14 protein-coding genes and 1 tRNA gene are annotated in these 15,834 nt (G+C 64.3%); 5 read left to right on the top strand and 10 right to left on the bottom strand.

Annotated elements, in window-relative coordinates; all coding sequences use genetic code 11:
• Positions 1-85: 85 nt before the first annotated feature.
• From ABNP46_RS04870 to ABNP46_RS04855, 4 genes are all read left to right on the top strand, one after another.
• A complete protein-coding gene (locus tag ABNP46_RS04870) occupies positions 86-1,105 on the top strand; it encodes a putative 2-aminoethylphosphonate ABC transporter substrate-binding protein (protein ID WP_349921303.1) in 1,020 nt (339 codons plus the stop codon).
• A gap of 228 nt (positions 1,106-1,333) precedes the next feature.
• A complete protein-coding gene (locus ABNP46_RS04865) occupies positions 1,334-2,398 on the top strand; it encodes a putative 2-aminoethylphosphonate ABC transporter ATP-binding protein (RefSeq protein WP_349921302.1) in 1,065 nt (354 codons plus the stop codon).
• Positions 2,398-4,119, top strand: coding sequence for a putative 2-aminoethylphosphonate ABC transporter permease subunit (locus tag ABNP46_RS04860; RefSeq protein WP_434476191.1), 1,722 nt, complete (start codon positions 2,398-2,400; stop codon positions 4,117-4,119). Before ABNP46_RS04865 ends, ABNP46_RS04860 begins: the two co-directional genes overlap by 1 nt.
• A 17-nt stretch (positions 4,120-4,136) precedes the next feature.
• Complete coding sequence (locus ABNP46_RS04855) at positions 4,137-5,549, top strand: FAD-dependent oxidoreductase (RefSeq protein ID WP_349921301.1); 1,413 nt, start codon at positions 4,137-4,139, stop codon at positions 5,547-5,549.
• 247 nt (positions 5,550-5,796) lie between these two features.
• Here the strand turns inward: ABNP46_RS04855 and ABNP46_RS04850 are convergent.
• Positions 5,797-5,884: transfer RNA gene (locus tag ABNP46_RS04850), tRNA-Ser, on the bottom strand.
• Positions 5,885-6,082: 198 nt separating this feature from the next.
• Between ABNP46_RS04850 and ABNP46_RS04845 the strand changes: the two genes are divergently transcribed.
• On the top strand, positions 6,083-6,832 hold the full coding sequence (locus ABNP46_RS04845) for a DsbA family protein (RefSeq protein ID WP_349921300.1): 750 nt from the start codon (positions 6,083-6,085) through the stop codon (positions 6,830-6,832).
• 67 nt (positions 6,833-6,899) lie between these two features.
• Here ABNP46_RS04845 and galE read toward each other — a convergent pair whose 3' ends face one another.
• The 9 genes from galE to ABNP46_RS04800 all read right to left on the bottom strand — a co-directional run bounded on the left by galE (position 6,900) and on the right by ABNP46_RS04800 (position 15,799).
• Positions 6,900-7,913: a UDP-glucose 4-epimerase GalE gene (galE, locus tag ABNP46_RS04840; protein ID WP_349921299.1), complete on the bottom strand. Its 1,014-nt coding sequence runs from the start codon at positions 7,911-7,913 to the stop codon at positions 6,900-6,902.
• 83 nt (positions 7,914-7,996) lie between these two features.
• On the bottom strand, positions 7,997-8,992 hold the full coding sequence (locus ABNP46_RS04835) for a hybrid-cluster NAD(P)-dependent oxidoreductase (RefSeq protein ID WP_349921298.1): 996 nt from the start codon (positions 8,990-8,992) through the stop codon (positions 7,997-7,999).
• A 117-nt stretch (positions 8,993-9,109) separates the two neighbouring features.
• Positions 9,110-10,759, bottom strand: coding sequence for a hydroxylamine reductase (gene hcp / locus ABNP46_RS04830; RefSeq protein WP_349921297.1), 1,650 nt, complete (start codon positions 10,757-10,759; stop codon positions 9,110-9,112).
• A 267-nt stretch (positions 10,760-11,026) separates the two neighbouring features.
• On the bottom strand, positions 11,027-11,494 hold the full coding sequence (locus tag ABNP46_RS04825; protein WP_349921296.1) for a Dps family protein: 468 nt from the start codon (positions 11,492-11,494) through the stop codon (positions 11,027-11,029).
• Between the two features lie 165 nt (positions 11,495-11,659).
• On the bottom strand, positions 11,660-11,878 hold the full coding sequence (locus ABNP46_RS04820; RefSeq protein WP_349921295.1) for a TIGR02450 family Trp-rich protein: 219 nt from the start codon (positions 11,876-11,878) through the stop codon (positions 11,660-11,662).
• Positions 11,879-12,050: 172 nt separating this feature from the next.
• Positions 12,051-12,479, bottom strand: coding sequence for a nuclear transport factor 2 family protein (locus ABNP46_RS04815; protein ID WP_349921294.1), 429 nt, complete (start codon positions 12,477-12,479; stop codon positions 12,051-12,053).
• 1 nt (position 12,480) lies between these two features.
• Positions 12,481-13,917: a deoxyribodipyrimidine photo-lyase gene (gene phrB / locus ABNP46_RS04810; RefSeq protein ID WP_349921293.1), complete on the bottom strand. Its 1,437-nt coding sequence runs from the start codon at positions 13,915-13,917 to the stop codon at positions 12,481-12,483.
• Entirely contained in the window at positions 13,914-14,768 is an 855-nt protein-coding gene (locus ABNP46_RS04805) for a MerR family transcriptional regulator (protein ID WP_349921292.1), read from the bottom strand. The genes phrB and ABNP46_RS04805 overlap by 4 nt, the downstream gene beginning before the upstream one ends.
• Before the next feature lie 71 nt (positions 14,769-14,839).
• Entirely contained in the window at positions 14,840-15,799 is a 960-nt protein-coding gene (locus ABNP46_RS04800; protein WP_349921291.1) for a YbgA family protein, read from the bottom strand.
• Between the last annotated feature and the right edge of the window lie 35 nt (positions 15,800-15,834).

Genomic DNA, 15,834 nt, shown 5'->3' with positions numbered 1-15,834 from the left:
GGGGCTGTCACCCGAACGTCACAAACCTCCCCTAGCCTCTCTCTCGACCAATCTGGTTTATACCAATACTTGATGGAGACAGAGGATGAAACAGGGAACCCCCTTGCTGGCGAGCGCACTGCTGGCCGCCATGACAGCCCCGGTGATGGCCGCGACCGACCTCACCGTCTATACCGCCTTCGAGCCGGAGCAGCTCGCCGAGCTGAAAACCGCCTTCGAGCGCCAGCACCCGGACATCAACATCAAGTGGGTACGGGACTCCACCGGCGTGGTCACCGCCCGGCTGCTGGCCGAGAAGGCTCAGCCCAAGGCTGACGTGGTGTGGGGACTGGCGGCCACCAGCCTGATGCAGCTCGACCAGCAGCAGATGCTGGCAGGCTATGCTCCCAAGGGGCTGGACAAGCTCGACAGCCGCTTCCGTGACCCCAAGGCAGAGCCGCACTGGATCGGGCTTGACGCCTTCTTCAGCGCCATCTGCTTCAACAAGGTCGAGGCCGAGAAGCAGGGGATCCCGGCGCCGACCAGCTGGAGCGACCTCACCAAGCCCATCTACAAGGGCAAGGTGATCATGCCGAACCCCAGCTCCTCCGGCACCGGCTTCCTGAGCGTGGCAGGCTGGTTGCAGACCATGGGCGAGCAGCAGGGCTGGCAGTACATGACCGGCCTGCATCAGAACATCGACCGCTACACCCACTCCGGCTCGGCCCCCTGCAAACTGGCGGCCAGCGGCGAGACAGTGGTCGGCATCTCCTTTGACTTCCCCGCCACCAGCCTCAAGGGCAAGGGCGCTCCCATCGACGTGATCTTCCCAAGCGAAGGCTCGGGCTGGGACATGGAGGCCGCCGCCATCCTCAAGGGCACGCCCAAGCTCGAGGCCGCCAAACAGCTGCTGGACTTCGCCGCCACCGAGCAGGCCAACAGCCTCTACAACAAGTCCTTCGCCGTGGTCGCCATTCCCCAGGTCGCCAAGACCAGGGACGGCTATCCAGCCGACATCAAGGGCCAGATGATCGAGAACGACTTCGCCTGGGCCGCCCGCGAGCGCAACCAGATCCTGAGTCAGTGGACCGCCAGCTTCGACAGCAAGTCCGAAGCCAAGCAGTAAGCGCCGTTCAGGTGAGCAGCTGTCAACAAGGCCGACTCCCGTCGGCCTTTTGCCGTTGCGGGCAAGCGGCGCGTCCGGCATCCATCCTCACCAACTTGCTCGCCTTGCCCCCTCTGCCCTGACCCGCCGTCACGGTCCTGACCATCACGCTCCCGTCATCTTTCTGTCATGGCACGGTCACACTCCAATCGCAAACTGGTATATACCAAAACAGCAGTGAGCTCGACCATGACCCGGCCCTATCTGGATATCCAGCACCTCAACAAGCACTTCGGGCACTTTCAGGCCCTGACAGAGATCTCCCTTGGCATCGAGCAGGGGGAGTTCGTCTGCTTCCTCGGCCCCTCCGGCTGCGGCAAGACTACCCTGCTGCGGGCCATCGCCGGCCTGGATCTGCCGGACGAGGGCGAGATCTGGCAGGGAGGGCGCGACATCTCCCGGCTCCCCCCCCAGCAGCGGGACTTTGGCATCGTCTTCCAGTCCTATGCCCTCTTCCCCAACCTGACGGTGGCCCAGAACATCGCCTTCGGCCTCGAGAATCAGGGGCAGGACAGAGAGAACATCCAGCAGAAGGTGCAGCACTGGCTGGCCCTGGTCGGCCTCGATGCCCAGTCCCACAAGTATCCGAGCCAGATCTCCGGCGGTCAGCAGCAGCGGGTGGCACTGGCCAGGGCCCTGGCCCTCTCCCCCGGTCTGCTATTGCTCGACGAACCCCTGAGCGCCCTCGACGCCCTGGTACGCACTCATTTGCGCAGCGAGATCCGCGCCCTGCAACAGCGCCTCGGCATCACCACCATCATGGTGACCCACGACCAGGAGGAGGCGCTCACCATGGCGGATCGCATCGTGGTGATGGAGGGGGGGCGCATCGTGCAGGTAGGCACCCCGCAGGAGATCTACCACCAGCCGGCGAACCGCTTCGTGGCTAGTTTCGTCGGAACCATGAACTTCCTCGACGCCCTGGTGCTGAGCCCGCAGCAGGTGCGCCTGAACGAGCAGCCCCTGGCGCTCGCCAACCGTGCCCAGGCCGGCAGCAAGTTGCAGCTCGCCATCCGCCCCGAGGCCATCAGTCTGTCTCCCTCAATCCACGGCGGCTTGCAGGCCGAGGTGGAGCAGGTGGAGTTTCTGGGCGCCACCCAACGCCTCATCTGCCGCGCCCAGACCTATCTCGGCCCACAGCAGGTGCTGGTGCAGCGCCCCAATGACGAAAAGGCCCAGTGGCGCGCCGGCATGACCTGCTCCCTGCACTGGCCCGCCGACGCCGTGCGCTGCTTCGACGGGGAGGCCTCATGATGATGCAACCCAAGACCCTGGGGACAAACCGCCCAAGGCTTCGCTGGCGCCAGCACCTCGGCGGCTGGAGTCGGGACAGCGTCATCCAGCTCGCGCTGCTGCTGATCGGCATCCTCCTGCTGGCCGGTGGCCTGCTGCTGCCCCTGCTCGCCATGCTGCAAAAGAGCCTGCAGGATCTGGACGGCAACTGGGTGGGGCTCGCAAACTTTCGGGACTACTTCCTCTCCCCCCACCTCACCCGCACCATAGGCAACACCCTCTGGCTCGGCCTGCTCATCACCACCCTGGTGATCACTGTCGCCTTCGGCTACGCCTACGCCCTCACCCGCACCTGCATGCCCGCCAAGGGACTGTTTCGCCTCATCGGCCTCATTCCCCTGCTGATGCCCTCCCTGCTGCCCGCCATCAGCCTGGTCTACTGGTTCGGCAATCAGGGGGTCGCCAAGGGGTTGCTCGGCGGGGAGAGCATCTATGGCCCCATCGGCATCGTGATGGGGCTGGGTTTCTGGTGCTTCCCCCATGCCCTGATGATCCTCATCACGGCACTGGGTCACAGCGACGCCCGCCTGTACGAGGCCGCCAGGGTGCTCGGCAGCTCGCCCCTTCGCACCTTCCTCACCGTGACCCTGCCCACCGCCCGCTACGGCCTGCTCAGCGCCGCCATCGCCGTGTTCACCCTGACCATCTGCGACTTCGGGGTGGCCAAGGTGATCGGCGGCCAGTACAGCGTGCTGGCCACCGACATCTATCGCCAGGTGATCGGCATGCAGAACTTCTCCCTGGGGGCGGTCGCCAGCGTCACCTTGCTGCTGCCCGCCCTGCTGAGCTTCGCGCTGGAACACAGGGTGCGCAGCAAGATGCAGGAGCAGAGCAGCAGCAAGTCCGTCCCCTATCGGCCAAGCCCCCACAAGGTGCGGGATCTGCTGGCGCTGCTCTGGTGCGGGCTCTGGGCCCTGCTGTTCCTAGCCCTGGTCGGTATGGCCATCTACGGCTCCCTGGTGCAGTTCTGGCCCTACAACCTCAACCTGACCCTGGCGCACTACGCCTTCGACAGCAACAGCGTCTACGGCTGGCAACCCTTCACCAATACCCTCAAGCTCGGCGCCCTCACCGCCATCTTTGGCACCGCCCTCATCGTGGTGCTGGCCTGGGCCCAGGAGAAAGGGCGCCACTTCGCCCCCCTGCGCCAGCTGATGCACCTGCTCGCCATGCTCTCCCTGGCGGTGCCCGGCATGGTGCTGGGGCTGGGTTACATCTTCTTCTTCAACCGGCCGGAAAGCCTGCTCGGCAGCCTCTATGGCACTCTGCCGCTGATGGTGCTCTCCTGCATCATCCACTACTACACGGTGGGGCACATGACGGCGCTCACCAGCCTCAAGCAGCTGCCGCGGGAGCTGGAGCTGGTCGCCATCTCCCTGCGCATCCCGCTGCTCAAGGCGTTTTGGCGCGTCACCCTGCCCGCCAGCCTGCCCGCCCTGCTGGAGATCTTCATCTACCTGTTCGTCAACGCCATGACCACCACCTCGGCGGTGATCTTCCTCTACTCCAGCGACAGCGTGCTCGCTTCCATCGCCGTGCTCAACATGGAGGACTCCGGCGACACGGCCGCGGCCGCCGCCATGGCCACCCTGATCCTGCTGGCCGCCGCCAGCGTCAAGCTGCTGCAACTCGGCCTCAGCCGCACCCTGCTGGCGCGTACCCAGCGCTGGCGCCAACCCTGATGTTCAACGGAGACAACATGCCTCACACTCAACTCCCCTTCTGGCTGGCCGAGGCCCTGGCCGCCGAGCAGCCTGCCGAGCCCACTCCTTTGCGAGGGCAACATGACGCGGATGTCTGCATCGTCGGCGGCGGCTTCACCGGGCTCTGGTGCGCCATCCAGCTCCAACAGGCGCAGCCCGAATTGCGGGTGCTGGTGCTGGAGAAGGGGCTGTGCGGCGGCGGCGCCTCGGGTCGCAACGGCGGCTGCCTGCTCACCTGGTCCGCCAAGTACCCCAGCCTGTGCAAACAATTTGGCGAGGAGCAGGCCGCCTGGCTGGTACGCACCTCGGAGCAGGCGGTGCACGAGATAGCGCGTTTTTGCGAGGCTCATGGCATAGCGGCCGAGCTGCGAGTAGAAGGCACCTGCTACACCGCCACCAGCGAGGCCCAGCGCGGCGTCATGGCCTCCATCATGGCGAGACTGGATGAAGCGGGATTGAACCAGTGGCAACCCATAGCGGCGCAGGATCTGGCGGGCCAGTGCGGCTCGGCGGCACATCTGGAAGGCGTGTTCAGCCCCCACGCGGGCTCGGTGCAGCCCGCCCTGCTGGTGCGCGGCCTGCTGCGGGTCGCCCGCACCCTCGGGGTGGCTGTCTATGAGCAGACCCCCATGCTGCGCCTCGATGCCGGCCAACCAGCCCGCGTTCAGACGCCAGCGGGGAGCGTCAGCGCCGGCAAGGTGGTGCTCGCCATGAACAGCGCCATGGTGGAGCATTTTCGCGAGTTTCGCCGCGCCATCGTGCTGGTCTCCTCCGACATGGTGATCACGGAGCCCGCCCCCGCGGCCCTGGCCGCCCAGGGGATGGATCACGGTCGCAACACGGTGGATGGGCGCACCTTCGTCTACTACGCGCGCTCGACCCCGGCCGGGCGCCTGATGCTCGGCAAGGGAGGCAACACCTTCGCCTTCGCCAATCGTCATCTGGCCAGCTTCGATGAACCCAGCCGCTACCTGGCCCCCCTCACCCGGGCCTTGCACCGCTTCTTCCCTGCCCTCAAAGACGTGCCCATCGCCGCCAGCTGGTGCGGCGCCTCGGACCGCTCCGTGGACGGCCTCCCCTTCTTCGGCCACTGGCGCCGCCAGCCAAACATCGTCTACGGCCTCGGTTATTCCGGCAACGGGGTGGCCCAGAGCTGGATTGGCGGCCGCATCCTGGCGGCCATGGTGAGGGACGATAAACGGCAAGAGGATGCCCCCTGGCGCCGGTGCGCCCTGGTGGGGGGGCCGCGCGGCTATTTTCCGCCCGAGCCAGTGCGCTGGCTGGGGGCCATGCTGGTGCGCAGCGCCATTCGCCGCAAGGAGCGGGCGGAGGATGCAGGGCTGCCCGTACGCAGGCTCGACAAGCGTCTCGCCCGTCTCGCCGACGCCGCCGGCAAGGCCGACAAGTAGCGAGCGTTGAGCCCGGCCAAGCGCGCGATGGGCGAAAAAGGCTCCCATTATTCATTCGGTGAATGAAAATCACACAGTCATTCACCGTATTTATGAGGAAAAGGAAATGCCGCCTTGGGGAGCGTTCGGGCCAAGGTGGTGAGCAAAAACAGGGTCGAGCCCGGTAGCCCGGCGAGGAGATGGATGAATGGGAAGAGAGGAAAACAGAAGAGCCCAGATGATGGAATCATCTGGGCTCTTGAATGAATGGCGGAGGAGGTGGGATTTGAACCCACGGATGGTCGCCCATCGCCGGTTTTCAAGACCGGTGCATTCAGCCGCTCTGCCACCCCTCCGCAGCAGTGCGCCGAATACTACCCATCGCCTTCCCCCTTGTAAATCCCCGCCCCATCCGTTTGCCGATTTATTGGCCTAAATGACGCACAAATCCCGCAAACTGGGCATAACCCGCGCTTTTTCAATCGGATAACTTGACTTGAAAACAGACTCAACCACTATAGGGCCCACCCCCATATTCCCAGCAAGATGGACTTATGAGAATCAAACATGCCCTCTGTGCCGCCCTGACCGGCGTGACCCTGTTCGCCGCCCCGCTACAGGCGAGTGAGCTGACCAAGAGCGATGTCGAGCAGATCGTGCGCGATTATCTGGTCAAGAATCCGGAAATCCTGGTCGAGATGTCCAATGCCCTGCGCGCCAAGCAGGAGAGCCAGCAGGCCGAGAGCGACAAGGCCCTGATCCAGGCCCACGCCAAGCAGCTCTACGCCAACAACGACGCCGAGAGCGGCAATCCCAAGGGCAGCCTGACGGTGGTGGAGTTCTTCGACTACAACTGCGGCTACTGCAAGCGCGCCCATCCCCTGGTCAAGCAGCTGCTCAGTCAGGACAAGGACATTCGCTACATCTACAAGCAGTTCCCCATCCTGAGCGAGACCTCCTACTACGCCGCCCGCGCCGCCCTGGCGGTGCAGCTCGGTCAGCCGGACAAGTATCAGGCCTTCCACGACAAGCTGTACGCCCATCAGGGTCCCCTCGCCGACGAAGCCCAGGTGAAAGAGATCGCCAAGGCCGCCGGTGTCGACTGGAGCAAGGTCGAGGCCAAGATCAAGGATGGCAGCATCGACAAGAACCTCGGCACCAACCGGGCTCTGGCCGAAGCCATGAGCATCTCCGGCACCCCGGCCTTCATCGTCGGCGATCAGATCCTGCGCGGTGCACCGCGGGATCTGGCGAGTCTGCAGGCCATCATCAAGGACGTGCGCGCCGGCAAGAGCATCCAGTAAGCCGCCCGTCGCCCATAAAAAACGCCCCGGTCATGCCGGGGCGTTTTGCTATCTGCGCACTGGCCGTTCAGGCCTGATAACCGTTCGGGTTCTGGCTTTGCCAGCGCCAGGTATCCACCATCATCTGCGTGAGGCCCCGCTCGGCCTGCCAGCCCAGCTCGTCCCGGGCCAGGGTCGGTTCGGCCCAGCACTCGGCGATGTCGCCGGGACGACGGGGCTTGACCTGATAGGGGATGGGGCGACCGCTCGCCCCTTCAAACGCCTTGACCATCTCCAGCACCGAGTAGCCCTGGCCGGTCCCCAGGTTGTAGGTGAAGACGCCGGTGTCGCTCTCGATGCGCGCTAATGCCTTCAGATGGCCGATGGCGAGATCCACCACGTGGATGTAGTCGCGCACCCCGGTGCCGTCCGGCGTCGGGTAGTCGTCGCCAAACACCCCCAGCTCCTTGAGTTTGCCGACCCCGACCTGGCTGATATAGGGCAGCAGGTTGTTGGGAATGCCGTTGGGATCTTCGCCGATGAGGCCGCTCTGGTGGGCGCCGACCGGGTTGAAGTAGCGCAGCAGCACGATGGCCCAGCGCGGATCTGACTTGGAAAGGTCCCGCAGGATCTCTTCCACCATCAGCTTGGAGCGGCCATAGGGATTGGTGGCACCGGTGGGGAAGTCTTCCCGCAGGGGCACCGAGGCGGGATCGCCATAGACGGTGGCCGACGAGCTGAACACCAGCCGGAATACCCCCGCCCTGGCCATCTCCTCGCACAAGACCAGGGTACCGGTCACGTTGTTCTGGTAGTAGGTGAGCGGGATCTGGCTGGACTCCCCCACCGCCTTGAGGCCGGCGAAGTGAATGACAGACTCTATCTGGTAGCGGGCAAACAGCCGCTGCAGGCAGGCCCTGTCCAGAATGTCCCCTTCGACGAAGTCGACCGTCTTGCCGGTGATCCGCTCGACCCGTTTGAGAGATTCCGGCGAGGCGTTGGAGAGGTTGTCCAGCACCACCACTTGCTGGCCCGCCTCCAGCAGTTCGACCAGGGTATGGGAGCCGATATAACCGGCGCCCCCGGTAACCAAGATTGTCATGTGTTATCCCGTATGCCGATGAAATTGGCCAGAGTGTACCCGCCTGCCCGGTGCGGGAAAAGCACAAGTCTCTGATGACACCATCAGTAATCCAGACTGATATCCCCTTTGGCGGTGCAGGAGCAGGCCAGCGCCACCCCGCTCTCGAGATCCTGCGGGCTCAAGGTCATCACGCTCTGGCGCTCGATCTCCCCCGTGGTGGTGCAGCGGCAGGCGCCGCAGACCCCGGCGCGGCAAGCGGCCATCATGGTCTCTCCCGCCCCTTCCAGCGCCGCCAGCAGGGTCTGACCCGGCAAGATCTTCACCTTCTTGCCGCTCTTCTTCAGAGTCAGCCAGAAGTGGTCGTTGCCGGCTGCAACCGGCGCCGCTGCCGGCAGGCCGAAGGACTCCTGGTGCAATTGGTCGGCGGGCAACCCCAGCTCCGCCAGCATGACGCAGACGGCGGTCATGTAAGGCGCCGGGCCGCACAGATAGACGTGGCGGCTCAAGAGATCCGGTGCCAGCTCCTGGAGCATGGCGGGGGTCAGGCGGCCAACCCAGGGGTGAGTGGCGCAGGCTTGCTCCAGCACCAGGGCATGGCGCACACCGGGGTGGGCCTCGGCCAGCACAGCCAGCTCGGCGGCGAAGATCACATCCTCGGGGGAGCGGGCGCTGTGGATGAAGCGGATATCTGCATCCGGCCGCTTGGTGAGTTCATCCCGCAGCATGGCCCACATGGGGGTGATGCCGGAGCCGGCGCTCAAGAGCAGCGGCCGCTCGCAGGGGATCGCACTCAGGTTGAAGTCGCCGAAGGGGCCATCGACCCGGATCTCGTCCCCCACTTGCAGACTCTGGTGCAGATGATGGGAGACCAGTCCCACGTCCTTGATGGTGACCTGCCAGCAGGCATCCTGCGGGCTGGAGGACAAGGTGTAGGCGCGGCACTGGGGCTGGCCGTCGATGTGGGTATGCAGGGTGACACACTGGCCCGCCAGCACGGGGGGCAAAGTGCCCGTCAGGGGGGCGAACTGCCAGCTCACCACATCGTGAGTGTCTGCCCGGCGGCCGATGCACCGCAGGGTCAAAGAGGTGGAGGTCATCGCAAGGCTCCTCTTGTTGAAAATAGGGAGAATCCGTCTTGGAAAAAAGGCGAGCCATCAGGCTCGCCAAAGGCTTACAACATCTGGGTCCGGCCCGCACAGGGGCCGGCACAAGGGTCAGGCTGCCAGGATCTCGGCCAGATCCGCTTCGGCACTGGTGGTGCCCTTGAGGCCGAACTGCTCCTCCAGCACCTTGAGCAGGGCCGGGGTGAGGAAGGCCGGTGCGGTCGGACCGGTACGGATGTCCTTCACGCCGAGTGCCAGCAGGGTGAGCAGGATGACGATGGCTTTTTGCTCGAACCAGGAGAGCACCAGGGTCAGGGGCAGATCGTTGACGCCGCACTCGAACGCCTCGGACAGCGCCAGCGCCAGCTGGATGGCGGAGTAGGCATCGTTGCACTGACCCACGTCCAGCAGACGGGGGATGCCGCCGATGTCGCCAAAATCGAGCTTGTTGAACTTGTACTTGCCGCAGCCCAGCGTCAGCAGCAGGCTGTCTTGCGGGATCGCCTTGGCAAACTCGGTGTAGTAGGCGCGCTCGGCGCGATCACCGTCACAGCCCCCCACCAGGAAGAAGTGGCTGATCTCGCCGGCCTTGACCTTGTCGATCACCGCGGGAGCGGCTTGCATCAGGGCGTTGCGGGCAAAGCCGATGGTGATGAAGTGCTCGAGCTCGGTGTGTTTGAAGCCGTCGAGTGCCTGGGCCTTGGCCACCACGGCAGAAAAATCTTCCCCTTCCAGGTGGGTGACACCGGGCCAGCCGACGATGGAACGGGTAAAGATGCGATCCGCATAGTCGCCCACGTTCGGGTCGATGATGCAGTTGGAGGTCATCACCACGGCACCCGGGAAGTTGGCGAACTCTTTTTGCTGGTTCTGCCAGGCGGAGCCGTAGTTGCCCACCAGGTGCGGGTACTGTTTGAAGAAGGGGTAGGCCAGGGCGGGCAGCATCTCGCCGTGGGTGTAGACATTGATGCCGGTGCTGGCGGTCTGCTCCAGGATGAGCTTGAGATCCACCATGTCGTGGCCGGAAACCAGGATGCACTTGCCCGGCACGGGAGTGACACGTACCTGGGTCGGTTCCGGATGGCCGAAGGCGGTGGTCTCGCCGAGATCCAGCATCTCCATGATCTTGAAGTTGAGCAGACCGATGTCCATGGCGCACTTGAACAGGGGATCCAGATCGCTCGGATCCGTGCCGAGCCAGCTCATGATGCGATGGAATTCGGCGGCGACTTCGCTGTCTTGCTGGCTCAGTACCCGGGCATGCTCCATGTAGGCGGCGGCACCCTTGAGGCCATAGAGGCAGAGCAGACGCAGCCCCATGATGTCTTCGTTGACTTCACTCTTGCCACGGTTGACCGCAGTCTGGGGCGCATGGGCCAGCTGTTCCAGCAGCTCGGCACCCGGTTCGAAACCGGCGGCGGCAGGCAAGCCGTTGACCTGCACCGCCAGCTCGGCCAGGCGAGCGGCAAGGTGACGGCGATGGGCCAGCGCCTGATTGACGTAGGCAACGATGCGGGCGGAGTCGAAGTTGACGTTGGTGAGGGTGGCGAAGAAGGCTTTGGGCACGAAGGCATCGATCTCGGCATCGACGATGCCGTGCTCGCGGGCGGCCAGCGCCCAGGCGCTGAGGCCTTGCAGCGTATAGATCAGCACATCCTGCAGATCCGAGGTTTCCGCCGTCTTGCCACACATGCCTTGCGCATAAGCACAGCCATTGCCTGCCGGGGTACGAATTGTTTGTTCACATTGCACACAAAACATCATGCCTCTCCTAATTGGACATTTCAGTTGTTTGTTTTGTGGCGATTCTATTCCCCTCATGGAAAACTTAATAGGCATTCAATTTACCAATTAAGTTTTCATTGATGCAGATCAAAAACAAAAAAGCCGCCCGAAAGGGCGGCAACAGGGTGGATAAAAGGAGAGACAACTCAAGGATCGGGTGCCGGGAAAGCGGGTCGGGTCAACCCGCTTTACCCTCATTTCAAACCATCAGGCTGGATAAATACGCCGCTGCTTTCCAGCTTGTCAGGCCAGGTAGGCGCGCAGCATCCAGACCAGTTTTTCCTGCTGCTGCACATAGTCGGAGAGGATGGAGGCCGTGCCCTCGTCACCGGCATCGCCTGCCTGCCCCAGGATGCGGCGCTGGGCCACCAGCAACTCGCGGAAGCTCTCCAGCAGGGATTCGACACAGGCGCGGCCGTCGTGCAGCCCCTTCTGTTCGGGAATCGCGGAGACCTTGAGGTAATCGCTGAAGCTGTGCATGGGCACGCCGTCCAGGGTGAGGATGCGCTCGGCCAGGGCATCGACCTTGAGCAGCAGATCGTTGTAGATCTCCTCGAACTTCAGGTGCAGTTCGAAGAACTGGTTGCCGCGGATGTTCCAGTGGAAGCCACGGACGTTCATGTAGAGGATCTGGTAGCTGGCCAGCAACTTGTTCAGCTCGGCGGCCAGGGCTTGTGATTGAACGGTATCAAGACCGATTGGGCTTTTCATCATTCACCTCCAGGTGGACATCAAATTGGGGAACAGGGCTAGAATATCCCCGCATAGACTCAAAGGACAATCGACTCTCCCTTGCCCATCCATAGTGAATGTCTATCAAAAATCCCCTGTTCACCGGGTTGAACCATATACACCCCTTCGCCACGAGGCCGCAGGCTAGCTCCAGCCCATATGCCAGCGCGCCCCATCCTCCAGTTCATGGCAATCGAGCTCCTGCTCCTGCAGGGTATTGATATCCTGCAGCACCACCCTCGCCAGCCGCCCCTGGGCATCCCGCTGGCAGGAGACCACCAGATAGAAGTGCGCCCCCGGCCCTTGCTGGCCCTCTCGGGTCCACTTGGAAAACAGCAGAGTGTCGGTCGAAAAGGTGCTCATATTGGCTCCCCCTCCAGCTTGACCCATTCCCATATCCGGATCTGCGCTGCGACAGCGCATGGATCCCGACTCCCAAGACAAGTGTATCGGCTCCGGGGCAGCGCTCACCATACAGGGGATTTTTCCCCGCCCCCATCCGTCATCGCAGATTGCCAGCCACGCCTGAACGCGCTCAGGCGCCCAACCTGGCTCGCAGGGTGCGGACAAACCGTCCGAGCAGGGGCACTTGCTCATAGAGCATGGCGCCGAGATCGAAATAATCCCGCTGCAGGCGCACCTTGCCCCAGGGGTCGAACTGCAGCCGGGTCGCCCCTTCCACCCGTATCGGCTTGCCACCGGCGAGACGCGGGTGAACGAAGGTCATCACCCAGCCGAGCCAGGCCTCATCCCCCTGCTGTTGCTGGCTCACTATCTCGACGCGGCAATGCTCGAAGCGCCGATAGAGGGCGGAAAAATACCGGGTCAGCGCCGCCAAGCCCTCGATCCGGCAGACAGGATCCACGAACACCACCTGCTCCGCGTAGATCTCCGGCAGCCGGTGCCACTGCTGCCGATCCCGCTGCAGATAGATGACGATGAAATGGGCCAGCGGTGCATTCATCCTATTTTCTCTCCAGTTCCCGGAACATCTCGATGGCCCTTATCCGTGCCGCAGCGTGATCCACCATGGGGAGCGGGTAATCATGTCTGTCATGCTGCTGCAACCACTCGTGAGGCCTGTGCAACTGGGCGGTCGGCACATCCGCGAGCTCTGACACCCAGGTACGGATGAAGGCTCCGTCAGGATCAAAACGTTGCCCCTGGGTGGTGGGGTTGAAGACCCGAAAATAGGGGGCCGCGTCGGCACCCGTGCCCGCCGCCCACTGCCAACCGCCGTTGTTGGCGGCGAGATCCCCGTCGATGAGCTGGCTCATGAAGTAATCCTCCCCGAGCCGCCAGTGCAGGTGCAGATCCTTGGTGAGAAAACTCGCCACTATCATCCGCAGCCGGTTGTGCATCCAGCCGGTGGCATTGAGGCAGCGCATGGCGGCATCGACGATGGGATAGCCGGTGCGCCCCTCACACCAGGCAGAGAGCGCCTCGGGATCCCAGCCCCAGGGCAGGGCCCGGGTTTCGTCCCTGAACGGCAGGTTCATGGAGAGGTTCGGCACCAGCATCAGCAGGTGGCGATAAAATTCGCGCCAGATGATCTCGTTCAGCCAGACAAAACCGGGCTGCGCCCTGGACTGGGGTCGATAACCGAGCCTCTGCTGCAGGGCCGCCACACACTGGCGTGGGCTGATGATCCCCGCCGCCAGATAGGGGGAGAGGGTGGAGGTGCCAGCCTGGGCCGGGAAATCCCGGTTCTCCCCATAGTCCAGCACGGCCTGCTCCAGAAAATCGTGCAGCCGGCGCCGGGCTTCGACCTCCCCCACCGGCCAGCGGGCCGCCTCCTCAGGCTCGCGTGCCACCCCCTCCACCAGGCCGGTCTCGGCCAGGGGAGTCCAGGGCAAGGGGGTTCCCCGCGGCGCCGGGGAGCGATGAATGACGAACCCCTCCTCCTCCAGGGCCTTGAGCCAGGCCCGGCTGTAGGGGGTGAATACCTTGAACATCTCCTGACTGCCCGTCAGCACCCGCCCCGGCGGCAGCACGCAGCAGCCGTTGAACCAGTGACTTCGGATATCCAGCCCCTGCAGCGCCTGGCTCACCGCCCGATCCCGCCGCTGCTCGTCGAGCTCGATGGCCTGATTGGCGTAGAGTTGGCGCACCCCGAGCCGGGTCGCCAGGGCCGCCATCTCGGCCGGCACCTCGGCGAATGTCTCGACCCGCAGCAGGTGCAACCGAATGCCGAGGGCCGCCAGCCCCTTGCCGAGTTCATCGATCTGGGCCAGCAGGAAGCGCTGGCGGATGGGGGCCATCTTGTGCGCGCGCCACTGGGCCGGGCTGATGACAAAGAGCGCGGTGACACCGCCCTCTTCATCCCCGCAGGTGGCGCAGGCGTGGCGCAGGGCCGGGTTGTCCGCCAGCCTCAGATCGTTGCGAAACCAGATGAGCCTCATGGCTGCCTCCCCTGCGGCTCATCCATGGGTGTCACGAGCGGGCGCTCAAGGGTCGGCGACCAGGCATGCACAGCGAGCCAGTCCGGCTCATAGAGGGCGCCCAGAGGGCCGAACAGCTGACAGGTGACCGGCCAGGGTTCGGCGAGCTCCCCCTTGCCAAGCCCGGCCCCCAGCAGCACCCGCCACGCATCCGACACCCTTCCTGCCAGCAGGGCGGCCCCCCTGGGATCGCACGGGCCAACCAACTGCACTTCATGGCCCTGGTTGATCAGCTCATAGGCATGCCAGAGCAGATCCAGCGGCCCGACCTGGCCCCAACTCGCCAGACAGACGGGGCTCCCCTTCTCCTGTCCGATGAGATGGCGCGCGAAATGGGCCTGCAGCCAACCCAGCCAGCAGCGCTGCAACCACTCCCCGTCGGGTCGCTCCCGCCAGAGCCCCAGCAACTGCGCCTGCAAGGGTTGCAACACCCGCTCACGTACCAGTTCGAAGGGATAGCTGGCAAGCAGCTCCTGCAGCTGCGCCTCCGCCCTGCGCTGGTTGAAGGCGAGCATGGCCTCCCCCAATTGCTGCAGGCTCTGCTGCCAGTGATCGCGGCTCAGCGGGAGATGGGGCTCGCTCAAGAGCCCCTTCACCTGACCTATGCTGACCCCGCGCTCCAACCAGCTCAGGATCTCCCCTATCTGGCGGATGTCCTGCGCGCTATAGAGGCGATGGCCCTTCTCGGTACGGGCGGGTTGCACCAGGCCGTAGCGCCGCTGCCAGGCCCGCAGGGTGATGGGGTTGACCCCGGTCAGGCGAGCGACGTCGCGAATGGGGTAGAGCCCCTCTTCATCAATCTGTTGTGGCATGAATCGTCCGTTCAATGAGCAATGCCGGGGGGCGCCTTGCCCCGCATCGGCGAAAAATTGTCTCCCTCCCCTCACAGGCCATATCGGAGCCTGAGGGATTCCGGGTGGGGATTGAGGTAGACCTGGCGAGCCAGATAGGGATTGGGGTGCTCGCGCAGGTGGTGGCGCAGCAGGGTCAGGGGCACCAGCAGGGGCACCAGGCCGGTGCGGTACTTGTCGATGAGCTCGCACAGCTCCTGCTTCTGGGAGGGGGTCAGCACCCGCTTGAAATAGCCCTGCAGGTGCATCAGCACATTGGTGTGACCCCGCCGGTTGGCCCGCAGGCCAAGGGCCTCCATCAGCCCCTGGATGTAGCGCTGCGCGATCTCGTCGAGGGGGGCTCGTCCCAGATCCCCCAGCAGGCGGCCGAGGGTCTTGTAATGACGGGTGGCGTGGGAGAGCACCAGATACTTGTAGCGGGCGTGGAAGTCAGTGAGGCTGGCGGCGCTGAGGCCGCGGGCACAGAGCTGCTGCCAGTCGTGGTAGGCGAAGACCCGCAGCACGAAGTTCTCCCGCAGCACGGGATCGCACAGCCGGCCATCTTCTTCCACCGGCAGCAGGGGGTTGGCCGCCATCAGCGCCCTGGCAAACAGGCCCACCCCCTCCTTGGCGCCTCCTTCCCCACCCGACCCCTTGTCGTTGGCGGCATAGACGCGCACCCGCTCCATGCCGCAGCTCGGCGACTTGGCGCAGAGGATGTAACCGGAGAGAAAATCGAGGCGCCCGGCCTGCTGCTCGCTGAAGGCGATGAGCCGCGCTGTCACATCCAGCGCACCGTCCCGGCTCTGGGCCCGCAACTCACCATCCCGCCGCACCAGCCGGATGGCGGCGCGGGGCGCACCGAGGCCGATGGCCATCTCGGGGCAGACGGGGTGATAGTCAAAGTGGGTGCCGAGCTCGCGCTCGCAGAAAGAGGAGTGCTTGTGGCCCCCGTCGAAGCGTACCGCCTGACCGAGCAGGCAGGCGCTGATCCCGACCCTTATCTTGTACATGGCAAAGCCTCGCGTATAACTATTTCTCAGTTATA

The sequence above is a fragment of the Aeromonas veronii genome, assembly GCF_040215105.1.
In the GTDB taxonomy this organism is placed as follows: Bacteria; Pseudomonadota; Gammaproteobacteria; order Enterobacterales; family Aeromonadaceae; genus Aeromonas; species Aeromonas veronii_G.
This window is presented reverse-complemented; position numbering and strand designations above follow the sequence as displayed.